Source organism: Sulfurospirillum sp. hDNRA2, assembly GCF_024206095.2.
In the GTDB taxonomy this organism is placed as follows: domain Bacteria; phylum Campylobacterota; class Campylobacteria; order Campylobacterales; family Sulfurospirillaceae; genus Sulfurospirillum.
Map to the genome: position 1 here is coordinate 1535869 of NZ_CP159800.1, position 16574 is coordinate 1552442.

At 45.9% G+C, this 16574-nt stretch carries 15 protein-coding genes; 9 read left to right on the forward strand and 6 right to left on the reverse strand.

Translation table 11 applies throughout. The features are described from left to right. Positions 1 to 2: 2 nt before the first annotated feature. The gene (nifN, locus tag NL930_RS07750) at positions 3 to 1307 is read right to left on the reverse strand and encodes a nitrogenase iron-molybdenum cofactor biosynthesis protein NifN (RefSeq protein WP_254376266.1); all 1305 of its coding nucleotides are present in this window, start codon (positions 1305 to 1307) and stop codon (positions 3 to 5) included. A 9-nt stretch (positions 1308 to 1316) separates the two neighbouring features. Next, complete coding sequence (locus tag NL930_RS07755; RefSeq protein WP_254376267.1) at positions 1317 to 2663, reverse strand: nitrogenase component 1; 1347 nt, start codon at positions 2661 to 2663, stop codon at positions 1317 to 1319. Positions 2664 to 2856: 193 nt separating this feature from the next. On the opposite strand from NL930_RS07755, the gene NL930_RS07760 reads away from it, so the two are divergent. From NL930_RS07760 to NL930_RS07770, 3 genes are read left to right on the forward strand one after another with little or no spacing between them, the layout of a single operon-like run. Further along, positions 2857 to 3234: a DUF362 domain-containing protein gene (locus tag NL930_RS07760; RefSeq protein ID WP_039674667.1), complete on the forward strand. Its 378-nt coding sequence runs from the start codon at positions 2857 to 2859 to the stop codon at positions 3232 to 3234. 9 nt (positions 3235 to 3243) lie between these two features. Continuing rightward, entirely contained in the window at positions 3244 to 3618 is a 375-nt protein-coding gene (locus NL930_RS07765) for a NifB/NifX family molybdenum-iron cluster-binding protein (protein ID WP_039674668.1), read from the forward strand. Then, positions 3599 to 4831, forward strand: coding sequence for an FprA family A-type flavoprotein (locus NL930_RS07770; protein WP_254376269.1), 1233 nt, complete (start codon positions 3599 to 3601; stop codon positions 4829 to 4831). The genes NL930_RS07765 and NL930_RS07770 overlap by 20 nt, the downstream gene beginning before the upstream one ends. Positions 4832 to 4838: 7 nt before the next feature. On the opposite strand, the gene NL930_RS07775 is transcribed toward NL930_RS07770, so the two are convergent. After that, positions 4839 to 6572: an EAL domain-containing protein gene (locus NL930_RS07775; RefSeq protein WP_254376270.1), complete on the reverse strand. Its 1734-nt coding sequence runs from the start codon at positions 6570 to 6572 to the stop codon at positions 4839 to 4841. A 90-nt stretch (positions 6573 to 6662) separates the two neighbouring features. After that, on the reverse strand, positions 6663 to 7331 hold the full coding sequence (locus NL930_RS07780) for a response regulator transcription factor (RefSeq protein ID WP_039674675.1): 669 nt from the start codon (positions 7329 to 7331) through the stop codon (positions 6663 to 6665). A 195-nt stretch (positions 7332 to 7526) separates the two neighbouring features. On the opposite strand from NL930_RS07780, the gene nifB reads away from it, so the two are divergent. The 6 genes from nifB to NL930_RS07810 are packed head-to-tail and all read left to right on the forward strand — an operon-like array spanning position 7527 to position 13358. Then, complete coding sequence (nifB, locus tag NL930_RS07785) at positions 7527 to 8957, forward strand: nitrogenase cofactor biosynthesis protein NifB (RefSeq protein ID WP_039674677.1); 1431 nt, start codon at positions 7527 to 7529, stop codon at positions 8955 to 8957. Between the two features lie 18 nt (positions 8958 to 8975). Continuing rightward, positions 8976 to 10088, forward strand: coding sequence for a homocitrate synthase (gene nifV / locus NL930_RS07790; protein ID WP_041962467.1), 1113 nt, complete (start codon positions 8976 to 8978; stop codon positions 10086 to 10088). A gap of 4 nt (positions 10089 to 10092) precedes the next feature. Further along, on the forward strand, positions 10093 to 10356 hold the full coding sequence (locus NL930_RS07795) for a hypothetical protein (RefSeq protein ID WP_041962468.1): 264 nt from the start codon (positions 10093 to 10095) through the stop codon (positions 10354 to 10356). After that, positions 10349 to 11344: a leucine-rich repeat domain-containing protein gene (locus NL930_RS07800; RefSeq protein WP_254376271.1), complete on the forward strand. Its 996-nt coding sequence runs from the start codon at positions 10349 to 10351 to the stop codon at positions 11342 to 11344. Before NL930_RS07795 ends, NL930_RS07800 begins: the two co-directional genes overlap by 8 nt. A gap of 35 nt (positions 11345 to 11379) precedes the next feature. Further along, complete coding sequence (locus NL930_RS07805; protein ID WP_039674685.1) at positions 11380 to 12036, forward strand: uracil-DNA glycosylase; 657 nt, start codon at positions 11380 to 11382, stop codon at positions 12034 to 12036. Continuing rightward, complete coding sequence (locus NL930_RS07810; protein ID WP_254376273.1) at positions 12033 to 13358, forward strand: hypothetical protein; 1326 nt, start codon at positions 12033 to 12035, stop codon at positions 13356 to 13358. Before NL930_RS07805 ends, NL930_RS07810 begins: the two co-directional genes overlap by 4 nt. Here the strand turns inward: NL930_RS07810 and NL930_RS07815 are convergent. Together NL930_RS07815 and nosZ are read right to left on the reverse strand one after the other, a co-directional pair. Beyond that, entirely contained in the window at positions 13348 to 13722 is a 375-nt protein-coding gene (locus tag NL930_RS07815) for a YbgC/FadM family acyl-CoA thioesterase (protein ID WP_039674689.1), read from the reverse strand. The genes NL930_RS07810 and NL930_RS07815 overlap by 11 nt on opposite strands. Positions 13723 to 13958: 236 nt before the next feature. Beyond that, positions 13959 to 16553, reverse strand: a complete 2595-nt coding sequence (nosZ, locus tag NL930_RS07820; protein WP_373027858.1) for a Sec-dependent nitrous-oxide reductase — start codon at positions 16551 to 16553, stop codon at positions 13959 to 13961. Positions 16554 to 16574: the final 21 nt, after the last annotated feature.

Below are 16574 nucleotides of genomic sequence, written 5' to 3' on the forward strand. Positions count from 1 at the left end.
AATTATTGTGACGCTTGATGATGTACTAACAGATTGTTGACTTCGCACAAAAACGTGCAACTACCCTCGTACAAAATAGTGTTGCGAAGCCCGACGCCGACTTGCTCATAATTGGGAAATCCTCGAATCAACAAAGCTTTATGGTAGCGATGGGCCAGACGTTCGCCGTGGAAGTTGGAAATCAACATGTCAGAAAGCGGCAAAGACGTTTCGACCTCTTCAAAATCGCCGATGCGAACTTCACATGTAAACTCTTCTTGAATCTCGCTTCGTTGCGCGATAAAAACTTCAATGGAAGTGCCGACTTCTAACAACGCTTTGGCAATGGCATACGCGCTATCGGGTTCGTCGGCAATGATGACTTTGCTTTTGCCTAAAACGAAATGGGTATCCAAAAGAACGTCTTGCAAGCGTGCTCGCCAACGCTTGACACGGTTAGGAACGCTTTGAATGCCAAGATACGCCAACATCTCGGCGTAAAAGCGATCGCTAGCTTCCAAGCCCGTTAAGGTGTCAAAATGCACATGTTTCGTTTGTGCGTTTTTCTCCGAAAAAAGCTCGCCGCATTTTCGAACCGAACGCCCTATCGTGACAACAAGCCCGCAATCACCGAGTGCTTCGATGTCGCGTACTAAAATTCCGCCGCCGCTTAAAGAGCCTTGTTTCACGCCCAAATGTCCGTCAAGCGAATCGCTCAAATCCGGAAGGGCAAACACGTCAAATCCCAATTCTTCCATCGCTTCTTTGAGTTTTTCGACTTCGATCGGACTCATATTGACGTTGGGGACGAGTAAGGCTTTCTCTTTTTTCACTTCGCTTGCGGGTGCAACGAGTTGCGTTATGATATTTTGAACGCTTAAGCTCCAACCGCTCTCCAATCCGCCTTCAAAATCGGGCGTATGTACGTAAACGATTTTTTGCTTTTCCTTCAAAAGCAGCGTTGCGCCTTTGATGTCATCCCCTTTGGTTTCGGTCATTCCCGTCGTAAAAAGACCGACCAAATCGGGCGTCGTTTTTTTCGTAATATTCTCGATCGCTTCGGAGATGCCCCTTTCCCCGCCGTCGATTACCGCGCTAATATCGTTGACCGCGGTTGTTTGAATCGCGATCGGGTCGTTAAAGTGACGCGTAAAAAGCACTTTCGTAAACGAAGCGCACCCTTGCGCTCCGTGCATTAAAGGCATACAGTTTTTGATCCCTAAAAACGCCAAGGTCGCACCCATCGGTTGCGAAAGCTTCAGCGGATTGACATGTAAGGGTTTAAGCGTGTTTGTTTTTGCCTCTTTCAACGAAAATGCCGTACTCATATGATCCTCCTAAGCCGCTTCCCACGGTGCTTGTGTTCCGACGAGTTTAAAAACGGGATTGCGTAACGCCGCACAAACGTCGAGTGCTAGATTTTCAAGTCCGCCGTACGCTCCGTAACTCACTTTTTTCTCTTGATTGACGTCGACAAAGGCGATGCGCTTCTTAATCGCCGTATAAAGGCTACGCCCGCCCGCTAATAAAATATCGACCTTATGTTCGTCGATGAGACGCGGTTGTTCGGTTGCGGGACTTTTAAACACGATCGGCACGTACTCTTTGGCGATGGCGATGTCTTCTTCGGTCGCCTTTTGAATCGACGTTGCAACCACGTCGATACCGATGTCCTGAAGTGCCGAAGCGATCGACCACGACTTGTTGCCGCCGGTATTTAAAATCGCTTTTTTCCCTTTAAGCAACAATCGATACGGAGCCAAACGCTCCTCGAGCTTTGCCTCTTCTTCGGCGATAACCCGCTCGGCGCGTGCCGACAAATCCGCATCTCCAAACGCGTTGACGATGGAGCGAATGGCGTTTGAAGTATCGCGCTTACCGTAAAACGAAACGCTCACGTAAGGAATACCGTAACGCTCTTGCATCTTGCGGCACAAGGTCACTAACGACTTCGCACAGACGATGACGTTGAGTTTGGCGGTATGCGCTTGTTGGATCGCCTCGATACGTCCGTCACCCGAAAGCGTCGAAACGACGTGAATGCCGATGCGCTCTAAAATCGGACGGTACTGCCACATATCTCCCGTCACGTTGTAATCGCCGATCAAATTAATACCGTAAGGATGAATCGTCTCAGGCTCTTTCGTGCCGATGAGTGCGTCCAAAACCGCTTCGCCGGCAAGTCTTGAGCCAAGGTTTTTACTGCCGACGAATCCGGGAGCATGCACCGCAACGATCGGAAGACCGAACTGCTCTTGTGCAACCTTACATGTATAGTCGATGTTGTCCCCGATCATCGCCGTGACGCATGTTTCGTAGACAAAAATCGCCTTAGGCTTTTTATGCTCTACGATGTACGCCAAAGCCGAAGCTAGCTTCTTGTCGCCGCCGAAAATGATGTCTTGCGTCGTCACGTTCGTGCAATATCCCAAAGGCGTATTATTCTCGCCTTGATAGCTTGTAAGCGTTGCTCGTGTTTCCCACGAAGCACCAAGACAGGTGTCCGGACCGTGTACGAGGTGCACGGCGTCGGCATAAGGAAAGAGGGATATTTGCGCTCCTTCAAACGCACACCCTCCGCTTGTCGCTCCGGGTTTGGGTTTATCACAGCTACTTTTTTTGGTTTTGTTATGAGAACAAGCACTCTCGTTTAACAAATCCTTGATCAGTTTCGTATTTACCATATAGCTTAATTTGCAAGAGGTGTTCCTTTGACTTTTTTATCTCCAAAGGAACACCTTATGCAATGTAGAAAGCGTGTACCTTTAAAAACCCTTACTCAACGCGACCCTGATGCAAATATGCCCTTATTTGCCTCAGGGTTGATTTTTACAAAGGTTTTTTGAGAGACACTATTTTACATGTAAAGGATCTATCATGGCAGTCAAAATCACCGAACTTTGCATCAATTGCGACAGTTGTATCGACGAGTGCCCCGCAACCGCGATCGTAAGTGCATCCGATTCGCCTATCAACGGCGAAACAACGTACGTTAAGCCCGAAAAGTGCATCGAATGTGCCGACGGTACGATGCCAAAATGTGCAGACGCCTGTCCCACCGAGGGCGCTATCGTTTGGGATATGCCTTATACGGCAGAATTTAACGCGTACTACGTATCGGGTCACGAAAGCGGTTTGTACAATATCCGCGAGCATAAGAAAAACGGCATCATGTTTCCCGAAGTTTCCCCTAAACCGTATCGCGAAGCTATCTCTATCGCTGATCGCCAAGCGCACGTTCCCGTTAACGCGTAAGGAAATACGATGAAAATAGCATTTGCATCAACAGATAACCTCCATGTCAACGACCATTTCGGATGGTGCAAATGCTTTTACATGTACGAACTTCATAACGACTCTTTTAGCTTTTTAAAAACGCTTCCTTCACCGAACGAACACAGCGAAGAAGGCGATAAACTTGCCTATAAAATTGCCTGTTTGGAAGATGCGAATATCCTCTGTGCTTCCCATATCGGACCGCGTGCTTCGCTCTTGGTCAAGGGCTCGGGTATTTTTGTTTTAAAAAGCGAAAAAGAGAACGAACCCATCGAGGATGTTTTAAACACGCTTTTACGGCTCAAAAACACGCAACCTCCTTTGTGGATGCAAAGGTTTTTACATGCACCCTCTGCCTCTTGAAATCGCACCGGATATTTTTTACATAGGCGTACTCGATCCCGATATTCGAACGTTCGACATCGTGATGCACACCGCTAACGGCTCGAGCTATAACGCTTATTTGATTCAAACAAGCCAAGGCGTTATCATCGTCGATACCGTCAAAAAAGAGTTTCAGGAACTTTTTTTTAACCGCATCGAGTCTTTATGCGATTATGCGGCGATTCGCTACGTCATCGTTCATCACATCGAGCCCGATCATTCGGGGGCACTTCCCGAACTCATCGCGCGCGCACCGCATGCTAAAGTCTTGATATCGCCGCAAGCCACGACGATGCTCAAAGCCCTTACCGGAAGCGAAAATATCGACTTTGAAACGATCTGGACCAACAAACAACTGCGTTTAGGAAACAAAACCTTAACGTTTTTGAGCACGCCTTATTTGCATTGGCCCGAGACGATGAGTTCGTACGTCGAAGAGGACAAACTGCTCTTTAGCGGCGACGTTTTCGGGGCGCACTATTGCGATCGACGCCTTTTTAACGATAAAGTGGGCGATTTTTGGTATGCGTTTGAATATTATTACGACCATATTATGCGCCCGTTTCAAAGCTATGTGAAAAGTGCGCTTAAACTCTACGATCGCTTGGATATTCAAACGATCGCGCCGCTTCACGGTCCGATCATTCGCGAAAATCCTTCCACGTATATCGAAGCATACCGTCAATGGAGCACCAAGCTCGAACGCCATAAAGAGGGGCAAAAAGTTCTCTCGATTTTTTATTTGACGAGCTACAAAAACACGCAAGAGATGGCGCAAGCCATTTACGAGGGTGCGGAGAGCGTGGAAAACATCGTAACCAATATCTACGATTTGGCGTCTATCGAAGAGCAAAATATGATTCGGATTCTGGAAGAGAGCGACGGATTTTTAATCGGAACGCCGACCATTAACGCCGATGCGCCCAAACCGGTCTGGAATCTGCTTTCGTGTTTGATGTTTTTGGATAAGCAAGGTAAAAGTGCCGGAGCGTTCGGCTCTTACGGCTGGAGCGGTGAAGCCATCGATCATATTCTTGCGCGCTTGAAAGCTCTCAAACTCAGGGTTCCTCCGCTAGAGCCGATGAAAATCAAGCTGATTCCCACCGAAGAAGAGCTTCAACGATGCTTTGGTTACGGCGTCGAATTTGCCGAAATTTTAAACGGTAAAATGATCGAAATCGATCTGGCGTAACAAGGCGTTAGTTGAGCAGCTCTTGTTGCGGTTTACCGATAAAATACCCTTGAAATTCGTCGATGCCTAAGGGGATCAACGTATCGAAAACCGCTTCGTTATGCACGAACTCGGCAATCGTTTTGATTTGCAAAGCTTTGGCAAACGAGACGATCGCTTTGACCAGCTGAAACGATTGAGTATCGTGGTCGATGTTTTTAATCAAGCTCCCGTCGATTTTCAAGTAAGCCGGATGCATCTCCATAATGTTGGTAAAGTTGGAATACCCCGTCCCAAAATCGTCGATCGCAATAGGCGCTTTTTCATACTTGACGTATTTTAAAAAATGCTTGATCGTATTAAAATCTCCGATTTTTTCACTTTCTACAACCTCAAACACCAAGTTAAATCGTTGATGCTTCTCTTGGTAATCGATGATTTTCGCACGCACGCAATCGCGAATCTCTTTATTGAGCATATCCCGAAAACTAAAATTGATCGAAAAATCAAGATCTAAGTTGGCTTGTGCTTTTTCGAGAACTTTTTCGATCATACAAAAACTTAACATGTCATACTGTTTCGTTCGGCGCGCAATATCGAGAAAATAGTACGGAGAGACGTATTGCTCCACTCCAAATTTATCTTTCGTGCGAATGCGAATCAACGCCTCATACTTGACGATGCGCTTATCGGCATTGCAAATCGGCTGAAAGAACGGAACGACGTTGTCTTGGTTAAGCGTGTCGTTAATGACGTCTTGCCAATAAAAATCGTTCGATAAGGATTCGGTTTCGTCAAGATTGCTTGTATAAACGACGAAACTTTTTCCTGTTTGCTTGGCAAAATCAAGTGCGGTAAAGGCTTTATTGAAAAGATTTTCCTGATCGAACGTCACGCCCATCGAGATATGAATCAAGATTTTTTCGCTTAACGCGTCGACTTTTAACTCCAAACCGTCGAGGGCCTCCAAGGTTGCTTGAACGTCTTCGTAAATCTTTTCGGGATCGAGCTGTTGATCGATCGAGAGCATCACAAATTCGTTGGTCCCAATGCGAAACGTGCTGTAAAAAAGAGACTGCGCCACCTCTTTTAAAACGTCTGCAAAGGCTTTAAGAATATCGTTGCCGATCTCCATACCGTAGAGTTTATTGTAATTTTTAAATTGATCGATCGTAATCAGGAAAAGAGCCGGTACGTCGTCGGAGGAAATCTCTTTCAACATCAAATCGAGTGCGTTTTTATTGGAAAGTTTGGTTAAAGGGTCACTGTAACGTTGCTCTTCAAGCGCATGATTTTGCGTCAAAATCGTCTGTTCCAAACCGTACATGTAAGCTTTGGTCTCTTGTTTCATCACAATCGTCTCGACGGTGGAAGCAAGCGTTTCAAAAAATTGGTCGAGTTCGAGGGGTTTTAAAATATAGCCGTTGACGTTTAAGCGAATCGTTTCGATAAAGAACTCGCTGTCGTTATACGCGGAAGTAACGATCGTTGCGACGTCACGAGAGTGTTTACGTATGTTAGCGATTAACTCCAAACCGTTCATTTTCGGCATTTTGATATCGCTCATCACCAAATCGTAAGGTCGTCTTGCTTCAAGAAAGAGTCGATACGCCTCTTCTCCGTCTTGCGCCGTGTCGACGTGTCCGAAAAAATCTTTGAGAATATCCAACATCGAACAACGAATTTCTTCGTCGTCTTCAGCGTATAAAAGAAAAAGCGGTTTAGTGCGTATTTTTAACGCCTCAATGTCGGAAAAATTCATTAGCATGCCCCAAGCTAGATACACGAAGTATAGCGGACAAAACTTCGTGTATTATCAGCTCATTATGAGGATCGTTAGAGAAACCTCTTTTTATAAGACAAGCCTATAACCCGTTCCGTATTCGGTCATCAGATAAATCGGCTTTTTTGGGTTATCTCCCAACTTTTTGCGAATATTTTGGATATGGTAATTTAACGATTGAGGAGAACTGAGAGAGGAGAGATGAATGGCTAAAACGTTACGATAAACCACGCGATTTTTATTTTCTATGAGGAAAGCAAGAATTTTATATTCGATGGCGGTCAAGGAGAGCGGTTGTTGGTTAAATAAAATCGTCTGCGTATTGTAATCGATCGCCAAACTTTTTCTAGCGACGTCCAATTTGATGCGCGAACAACGTTTTAAAATCGCCCAAATACGTACTTCTAGCTCCTCCAAAACGAAAGGCTTGCATAAATAATCGTCCACGCCGAAACGAAAAGCCTGTATTTTGATCGCGGTGTCGTTGTAGGCACTTAACACGATAATCGGAATGGAACTTTGGTTGTTGATCTGTTTAATCACTTCCAAACCGCTAAAATCGGGCAGGCTTAAATCCAACAAAAGCATGTCGTAAGCATGAAGCGAGAGTTTTAAAAGCCCGTCCACCGCCGTCTCCGAAACGTCGACCTCAAACCCGACATTCTCCATAAAATGCACCGTTTGATTTGCGGCATCGCAATCGCTTTGCACTAAAAGAATCTTAATTTTTTTTTGCATTCGTCCTAACCGCCCAAAAATTCATTGTAAACATTATACACCAAAGAAAGGTGCTATTTTGCCAACAACCGTTTAAAACCAAGCTTATAGCTTATGAAATGCACTCATCGAGTAACTACGAAACCTTAAAAGCATTGACGCGTCCAAGGAACACTTCGTGCACTTTTTAGACAAAATCACTTCAAAGGATCGCACATGAGTTGCTCTTGCTCATCCTCAACCAATACACAAAACGAGCTGCATGCGAGCATCTTACAAAAGATTAACAACCACCCTTGTTACTCTCAAGACGCTCATCAACATTATGCGCGTATCCACGTAGCGGTTGCTCCCGCTTGTAACATCCAATGCAACTACTGCAACCGCAAATACGACTGTTCCAACGAAAGTCGTCCGGGCGTGACCAGTTACAAACTTAAGCCCGAAGAAGCCGTCAAAAAAGTCTTACATGTAGGCGGACTCATCCAACAACTAAGCGTCGTAGGCATCGCAGGTCCGGGGGACGGTCTTGCCAATCCGAAACAAACCTTTGAGACCTTTGCACTTTTGAAAAAATATGCTCCGGACATCAAACTGTGTCTTTCCACCAACGGTTTGATGATTCATAAACATATCGATGAGATCGCTAAGTACACCATTGAACACGTGACGGTTACGTTAAACAGCGTCGACGAAAGCGGTGAAATCGGCGCAAAAATCTATCCGTGGGTGTTTTACGAACACAAAAAACACCGCGGCGTCGAGGGTGCAAAACTGCTTCTTGAAAAGCAGCTTTTGGGCATTAAGATGCTCGTTGAACGCGGTATTTTGGTTAAAGTCAACTCCGTCCTCATTCCGGGCATCAACGACGAGCACCTTCCTTTGGTCGCCAAAAAAGTCAAAGAACTCGGCGTTTTTATTCAAAACGTTATGCCGTTGATCTCCAAACCGGAATTCGGTACGAAATTCGGCTTAGACGGCGTTCCGAGCGCAACGCACAAACAGTTGATGAAAGCACAAGAAGCGTGCGACGTTAACGTCAAAATGATGCGTCATTGCCGTCAGTGCCGTGCCGATGCGGTCGGACTTTTAGGCGAAGATCGAAGCGACGAGTTTTTTAAAGAGAGTTTTGTAGAGAAAAGTTTTGAAGAACTTTCCCACCATTATAATCTCAATCAGCGTATGAAGACACACGAAAATATCGAAACGTGGCGTCGTGCGCTTCGCGCGGCGAACGGCCGCGTGCTTCAAGAAGAAGCCCTTGACAAGCACGCGCTTAGCTCCACGGGAGAGACCAAACTCATTGCCGTGACGACACGCGGAAACGGGCTGATCAACGATCATTTCGGAAGCGCGAAAGAGTTTTTAATTTACGAAGCGGGCGATAAAGCAATTAAGTTTTTGATGCACCGCAAAGTCGAAAAAGCGTACTGCATGGGTAAAGAAGGATGCGACGGAACGTATCCGATCGACGAGATCAAGCAAACGTTGCAAGATTGTGATCTGTTACTCACGCAAAAAATCGGCGAATGCCCGCAAAAAGAGCTCAATAGCATTCAGCTGACATGCGATGAGAGTTTTGCGGACGAACCCATCGAGATTTCCGTTTTGAAAGGTGCGCGAAAACACTTTTATACCGCTTCTTAAGAAGCAAAGGATACGGCTATGATTATCAACGATACGACGCTTCGAGACGGGGAACAAGCCCCTTACGTCGCTTTCAATACGGATGAGAAAATCGCCATCGCATCGGCATTATACCTTGCCGGAGCAGACGAACTTGAGGTCGGTATTCCGGCAATGGGCGCAAAAGAACAAGCCGACATTAAAGAGATTTTGGCACTCGATCTTCCGCTACGCATTATGAGCTGGAACCGCGCTACGATGAGCGACCTTGAAGCTTCCCTTGCCTGCGGTCTGAAAGCGGTCGATCTGTCGATTCCGGTTTCAGATATTTTGATCGAGGCAAAATTTAAAGGCGATAAAACACGCCTCTTAAAGAACCTCGAAGAAGTCTTACATGTCAGTCGATCCGAAGGACTTTTTACCTGCATCGGCGGCGAAGACAGTTCGCGTGCCGATCTAGGCTTTTTAAAAGAAGTCATGAGCTTAGGTGCCCAAGAGGGAGCCGATCGCTTTCGCTACTGCGATACGGTCGGCATTATGCGTCCGCATCAAATTTATGAGCATATTTCCGCACTGTGCGATCTTCACCTTTTAGAGATCGAAATGCACACGCATAACGATTTCGGGATGGCAACCGCCAATGCGATCAGCGGTTTAGAAGCGGGTGCTATCAGCGTCAATACGACCGTCATCGGGCTAGGCGAACGCGCCGGAAACGCCAGCTTCGAGCAAACGCTCATGGCACTGACCCATCTTTTCGGCGAAGCGCGTACGGTTGACGCTAAAGCGCTTCATCACGTCGTCTCTTTGGTACAAAAAGCCGCACATCAAACCATTTCGCCGACCATGCCCATCGTCGGGAAAAACATCTTTTCGCACGAATCGGGCATTCACGTCAACGGCATGATCAAGCACGAACAAGCCTATGAAGCCTTTTCGCCGCAAAGCGTGGGCATGAAACGCACCTATCCGATCGGCAAACATTCGGGTAGCTCCACCCTCGTGTATCATCTGCGCGCTATGGGCGTTGAACCCGAACACGAAGTCGTCAATCGCATTTTACCGACCGTACGGGAATTGGTTACGGAGCGTAAAAAAGTCCTCAACAAAAAAGAACTTAAGGCACTTTACAACGCACATAAAGCCGGATAAAGCGATGCACGAGTACGCCTCAAAAATTATTTGCGAATGCGGGCACAAAACGATTCAAGACGCCGTCGACATTTTCAAATCGACGACGCTCCCGTATAAAAAAGCCAAAAAACTAGTCACCGAATGCAATCAAACCTGTTGTCGAAGACCGCTCATGGCACTTTTTAACATGGTCGAATTCGGAGAAATCGATTATGAAGAGATTGCCTTTTTAATCGATCAAAAAAACAATCGCCGCGATGAAACGGAAGGAGAAAACGATGGCTGAGGGAATTCGCGATTTTGCCGCATGGATCAAGTCTCAAGGATTGGAACATACGTTACCGCGCGATTTGAGTAAACTCGAGGGGCTCACGACCTTGGATTTGAGTCGCAAAAAGCTCAAAAGCCTTCCGGAGAGCATCGGCGCACTCCAAGAATTAAGCATCCTCAAACTCTCGGGCAATCGTTTAAGCGAGCTACCCGAGAGCCTTTGTAGGCTTAAAAATTTGCGTAACCTCCAATGCGAAAACAACCTCTTAGAAAGCCTCCCCGAAGCAATCGGAGACCTCTCTTCCTTGGTCATCCTCAATCTCAACGGCAACCAACTCAGCTCTCTTCCTTTGGGGTTTTACGAGTTGTGCAATTTGACGCGTTTAACCTTAGCGGTTAACCGATTGAGTCGTTTGGACGACGCGTTTAAAAACCTCAAAAAACTCTTACATGTCAGTTTGGATACCAATTATTTCGCCCATTTGCCCGAAGTGTTCGGCTCGATGCAATCGCTTTATTATCTGGATCTTTCTTTCAATAAACTCCACGCGCTTCCGCAATCGCTCGGCGAAATCCAAGAACTAGAAACGCTGATTCTAGAAGGCAATCTTTTACGCGACTTGCCCGCTTTGGAAGTGCATGACATGTTAGTCAAACTCAACCTTGCGTCCAACAATCTCTCTTCGATCGATATCGATTTTTCCAAACTCGAAGATTTGCAAATCCTCTCTTTAGAAAACAACCGACTTGAGAGCGTGCCCGACTCGCTTTGTTCACTCAAAAAATTGACCTCGCTCGATCTGAGTGCCAACCGCCTCAAAAGCCTGCCCGAATGCATCGGGAAGTTGGAAAACCTCTATGAACTCGATGTCGAGGAAAATGCCATCAGTTCGCTTCCCGAATCCATCAAAGAGCTCAAACACCTCAAAAACCTCTACATTGCCGATAACCGAGGGCTCAAACGTCCCAAGCTTGCTTCGTTGGAATACTGCGACGTAGAATAAGGAGTTTTTAACTCCTCCTTGGCTACCATATATGAATGACTCCTATTGAAAAAATTAGACTTCTAAAGCTCTTGTACCAATACCGTGCCATGGGCTTTGAGTATTTTCAAGAATACCGACCTTTAGCGTCCGTGCCCTCCTTGCCTCAAACGCTTGAAGAGCTTAAGCGCGACGTGGCGCATTGCCATTTATGCGCACTTTCCAAAAGCCGAAAAAACGTCGTTTTCGGAGCCGGAAATTTGAGGGCGAAAGTGATGTTCATCGGGGATAATCCAGGAGCGAACGAAGATGAAACGGGCTTGCTCTACGCGGGAAAAAGCGGTGAGTTGCTTGCCAAAATGATCGAAAACGTTTTACTCGTTCCCAAAGAAGAGGTTTATGTGACGACGATTTTAAAGTGCAAAACGCCGCAAAATCGCGTTCCGACGCCGGAAGAAGTGGCATGTTGCAAACCCTACGTGATGCAACAAATTCAAACGATTAAGCCTCAGATCATCGTGGCTTTAGGCTCGACCGCCTTTCACCATTTAACGGGCGAATACGACACGCCGATCGATCGCGTGCGAGGCTCCGTGCTAAATTTCGGAGAAGCGAAACTTGTTGCGACGTTTCATCCGAGCTTTTTATTGCGAAATCCCAGTGCCAAAAAAGAGGTTTTCGCCGATTTGCTAAAAATAAGGAGTATGTTATGAGATTTTGGACAACCGTAGCGATTCTCGTAGCTTTTTTAACCGGTTGTACGACGACCCAGTCGACGCCGCAACCCTATAAACCCTCAACCTACAATGTATCGTCCGCCCAAAAAGGCAACCAAAAAAGCACCGTAACCTATCCCGGTTCGGAAGGTGCCGCACCGACAATTACCGGTAAAGTGATTCAACAACAACCCAAAGCGACCCCACAACAAGAACCCGCGACACCTTACGCCGAAACGGCGATCAGCTCAACGACTTTGGCTATGGCGACGCCAACACCCTCTACCGGCGTTGAAGCGACTCCGATGACGCCGACGCCGGAAGTTTCCGAAGAAAAAGAAGGCGCGCTTAGCGTCGCATCGCCGATGCCAAAACCCTTAAACGACGATAGTACGATGATTAAAGTTGCCGTTTTAATTCCGCAAAAAACCATTAAAAAATACGCGATTTCAACGGTCAATTCCGTCATGTCGTATCTGTTGTATAAAAACTACTATTTCGATTTGAACGTCTTTAATTCCGGAGACGAAAGAGAAGCTTCGATCGTTCAAGCGTTGAACGACATCAAAGCAGGCGGTTACCGCTATATTATCGCGCCGGTAACAAACGAGGGAGCGGTCATCATCGCGAACAACGTTCACGATACTTTGGTTTTCATCCCGACGCTCAATAAATCCGCCGTATCGATCACCAACGCCAATATCGTCTTCGGCGGTATCGATTACGACAAACAAATCGCGCTTCTTACCGAAAAAGCCAATGAAAAAGTGGGGACTTTTGAAGACGGAAGTGCGCTTAGTTCACAACTCAATACGCTTGTTAGACAACACAACAGCCGTGTTTTTTACGAGAAACGCGTCGAAAACTCCAAAGCCAATTTTAAAGGAATGTTTAAAGGAAACGGCTCTTTAAACAACGCTTCGTTTTACCTCAATACGCCGATCGTCACGTCAAGCTTGATCGCATCGCAATTACGCGCAAACGACATTCAAGCTTACGCCCTGCTTTCATCGCAAATCAATTACAACCCTTTATTGCTCACGTTGACGCAATACGAAGATCGTAACCGCCTCTACATCGCCAACTCGATTCAGCGCGCACCGAGCGGACTTGAAGAGATCAACGCAATGTTTGGGCATGACATCGTGTACGATTGGGTCAACTATTCGACCTCTATCGGAGCGGATTTCGTCTGCTCCAACTTTTTTGAAGGACGCGTGGCTCGCGCGTTTAAAGAACCGATGATCGATAATCAAGTGGCGTATCACACATCGCTTTATCAAGCCGGACGTAACGAATTTATTCGTGTTACGCCTTGAGGCTTAGGAAAAACGCTTTCGTATCCTCATCGATACGAGAGGGTTTTCCTTCTTTGACGTACGCCAACGTCGCAACCATCCTGAACAATACCGCTTCTTCTTTGTAAATCGTTTGCTTTAAGACCAACGATGCATTTTTCAATTCGACCAATTCGCTTTTCACTTCGATAAGATCGCCGAGCTTTGCGGATTTGAGATAATCGGCTTCCAAATGCTTCACGACGAAATGGCCGCCGTTTACCGCAGGACTCATACCCCGTTCGTAAAAAAGATCGCTACGCGCACGTTCGCACAACGTGAGATAATTTGCATGATAGACAACGCCTCCGGCATCGGTATCGTCGTAATAAATCCGTGTTTTCATCGCTCAAAAACCTTTATGGTAAAAATCGCTTTGTCACAGGCTTTTTGCATCAGCCCTTCAACTTTAACAAAGTCTATTATACAAAATGCACTCTTTTACGCCACTGTAAAGTGATAATGACATGTCAAAAGAAATCGAGGCATGCCGTCTCTTACATGCCTCGTTACAACATCGTTTGGGCTAGGAGGGTGAATGAGCCAAGAAGCTGCTTCCTAAGACTCCTTGCACATCACATGTTAAAAAAGATCGGCGTTTTCGTCTATCCATTTAAAATACTCGATAATATCTTTGATCTCTTGATCGTTCATATTTTGGTTCGGCATTTTAAGATTGAAAAATTCGATCAGCTTTTTCATATAAGGTTCTTGAAATTTGCTCTCGGGATTTTTGACGTATTCGGCAACCCATTGTTCCGCATTTTTGTGACGTTTTAACACGCCCGTTACGTCAGGTCCCGAACTCACTCTCCCTACGACATGGCATCCCGAACAGCCGCCTTCTTTAAAAGCACCCTCGCCCCGTTTTGCGGCGGCAGATTTGGGAGAAGCCAAGGTGTTGACCAAGAGATCTTTCGCTCTAATCGCCGAGTCCGCGGTTTTAATGATGTACTGCCATGCCATATTCTCAAAAAGAATCGCATTTTCCAAATTATTTTCCTTGAATGCTTTTGCCGCTTTCTCTTTCTCCGGAAGAATCTTCGCATATTGGTCTTTTGCGTCTTCGAGCAAGTTATTTACGGTCGGATATTTTGAAGCTTGGTTCTCTTTTAAAAACGCAAACAGAGCATCGACGACGCGTTGAGTCGCTTCGTTATTGGCCGTAATTTTTTGATACTCTTCTTGCAGTTCCGCCGGAGAAAGATTTTTGATTTTGGATTTTTGGCTCCAATCATACTCTTTTTTCGGATCTTTGACTAAAAAATACCCCATCATTTCCAGATGCAACGCCGAACAAAATTCCGTACAATAGTAAGGGAAAACGCCTTCGATGTCGGCAATAAAATCGATCTGCGCCGTTTCGCCCGGTTCGACGGAGACGTGAATATCGTGATGGTCGATCGTAAAGCCGTGTGTTTCGTCTTCGGCACGTTCGACGTTGGTAATATACATCGTAATTTTATCCCCTTTGTTGACGGTAATATGCTCTGGGTTGATATGCGAACGTACCATCGTCGCATAAACATACACATGATCTCCTTTACGAACGATATGCTCTTCTCCCGCAAGCGTTTTACCGATATGCGGCTGATTTGTTTTCGGGTTCGTTCCCATAGGGTATCTGACTTCGGGGTGTATTTTACTGGCGCGAATGGATGCGGCTTGATGCGGCTCGCCTAAAGGTATCGGCAAGTCGTATAAGAGTTCCATTTTCTTATCACCGATGTCGATGAGCTGATTATTTTGCGGATGCAACGGCCCTACCGGTAAAAATCTATCGATCGCCAATTTATTTAAAGCAATCAGATATTTTCCTTGCGGATCGGCGGATTTGCCCTCCATCGCTTCGAGGTGACCGACATTGTAGTGAATATTGACCCTATCGTATATCTTCAAGTTTTTATAGTCCCATTTGACGATTTGAGAGTCGACGTATAGCGAGCTGTACACAATCCCGTCTTCTTTTCCGAAGCTGTTATGAAGATGCCCCAATCCTAATTCCAGTTGACCGTGTAGTGATTTCTTTAAATCAAGGATCGGTATGCCGTACGCATCTTTACCGACGAACTCTTTAGCGTCTATTTGTTGAAGAATTTTTTTAAAGTCATAGACGGACGCATGCGTATCGAGCTTTCCGGAAACGATAATGTATTGACCGTCCGGATTCACGTCGACGCCGTGCGGAGATTTATTTTCGGGAATTAAAAAAAGCGCATTGTTTTTGACCGCTACGTCGATCGGAATGACTTTGTGATTATTAATGATTTTAACGTTTTTTGCATCTTTAGCAAGCTCTGCCAATTTTTTCCAGTTATAGACATGTAAATAATCCGTATCGTTTCGACTGCATCCGGCTTCAAAAGGAGGAAGCCCTTTTTCGATGCCTCCCGTATAAAGTTCGGAATTATAAGAATTGGTAAATCCCCACCCTTCCGAAATACCTTTTCCGGCATCAGTCAAGTCTTGCATGTACGGAGGCAGTTCCAGAGTAAACGATTGTTCGGGTAAAATTCTTCCTTTTTCTTTGTTAAATTTCCAAAATGTCACGCCTCCTCGATACGTGTCTTGATACGCTTCCATCGGATAATAATCGTTTGTTAAAGGTGCGGCATACTGGCACGATTCGAGAATATATTCGGTATTGGGCGTTACGAATGCACCGCCGTGATCCGATTTAAAAAGAGGGTTAACGACAATTTGCGAAGTTTCGAAATACTTCAAGTTAATCACGGCGATTCGCGCATTGGCTTTATCGTTGATAAAAAGGTATTGCCCGTCATACACGCCGTTGGTTTCGGAAAGTGCGGGATGGTGCGTATCGCCCCAATTAATTTCACGACCTCGGATATTGCCTTCGCGTAAAATTTCTTTTGAATCCGTATCAAAACCGTATCCTTGCCACGGCTCGGGAGTAAAAACGCTGATATATTTCAATATCCGCATCGAAGGTACTCCGTAAACCAACACCTGCCCCGATTGTCCGCCGCTGGCAAACACGTAGTATTCATCATGCTTACCGCTCGGCTGATAAACTTTTAACGCCGCAATCGCGTCTTGTTCGGAGAGCCCGCGTTGTTGCATCACGTCTTGAAATTTAGATTGTGCCTCCATAGATTGTGTGAAAAACAACCACACTGCTATCACGCTATACATCAGCCATACATACTTTTTCATCACTTCTCCTTTCTCATAAGC

What these genes read in the sequence shown, in the direction of transcription:
- nifN (WP_254376266.1), bottom strand. Translation starts at nt 1,307, where the DNA reads ATGAGTACGGCATTTTCGTTGAAAGAGGCAAAAACAAACACGCTTAAA.
- NL930_RS07755 (WP_254376267.1), bottom strand. Translation starts at nt 2,663, where the DNA reads ATGGTAAATACGAAACTGATCAAGGATTTGTTAAACGAGAGTGCTTGT.
- NL930_RS07760 (WP_039674667.1), top strand. Translation starts at nt 2,857, where the DNA reads ATGGCAGTCAAAATCACCGAACTTTGCATCAATTGCGACAGTTGTATC.
- NL930_RS07765 (WP_039674668.1), top strand. Translation starts at nt 3,244, where the DNA reads ATGAAAATAGCATTTGCATCAACAGATAACCTCCATGTCAACGACCAT.
- NL930_RS07770 (WP_254376269.1), top strand. Translation starts at nt 3,599, where the DNA reads ATGCACCCTCTGCCTCTTGAAATCGCACCGGATATTTTTTACATAGGC.
- NL930_RS07775 (WP_254376270.1), bottom strand. Translation starts at nt 6,572, where the DNA reads ATGAATTTTTCCGACATTGAGGCGTTAAAAATACGCACTAAACCGCTT.
- NL930_RS07780 (WP_039674675.1), bottom strand. Translation starts at nt 7,331, where the DNA reads ATGCAAAAAAAAATTAAGATTCTTTTAGTGCAAAGCGATTGCGATGCC.
- nifB (WP_039674677.1), top strand. Translation starts at nt 7,527, where the DNA reads ATGAGTTGCTCTTGCTCATCCTCAACCAATACACAAAACGAGCTGCAT.
- nifV (WP_041962467.1), top strand. Translation starts at nt 8,976, where the DNA reads ATGATTATCAACGATACGACGCTTCGAGACGGGGAACAAGCCCCTTAC.
- NL930_RS07795 (WP_041962468.1), top strand. Translation starts at nt 10,093, where the DNA reads ATGCACGAGTACGCCTCAAAAATTATTTGCGAATGCGGGCACAAAACG.
- NL930_RS07800 (WP_254376271.1), top strand. Translation starts at nt 10,349, where the DNA reads ATGGCTGAGGGAATTCGCGATTTTGCCGCATGGATCAAGTCTCAAGGA.
- NL930_RS07805 (WP_039674685.1), top strand. Translation starts at nt 11,380, where the DNA reads ATGACTCCTATTGAAAAAATTAGACTTCTAAAGCTCTTGTACCAATAC.
- NL930_RS07810 (WP_254376273.1), top strand. Translation starts at nt 12,033, where the DNA reads ATGAGATTTTGGACAACCGTAGCGATTCTCGTAGCTTTTTTAACCGGT.
- NL930_RS07815 (WP_039674689.1), bottom strand. Translation starts at nt 13,722, where the DNA reads ATGAAAACACGGATTTATTACGACGATACCGATGCCGGAGGCGTTGTC.
- nosZ (WP_373027858.1), bottom strand. Translation starts at nt 16,553, where the DNA reads ATGAAAAAGTATGTATGGCTGATGTATAGCGTGATAGCAGTGTGGTTG.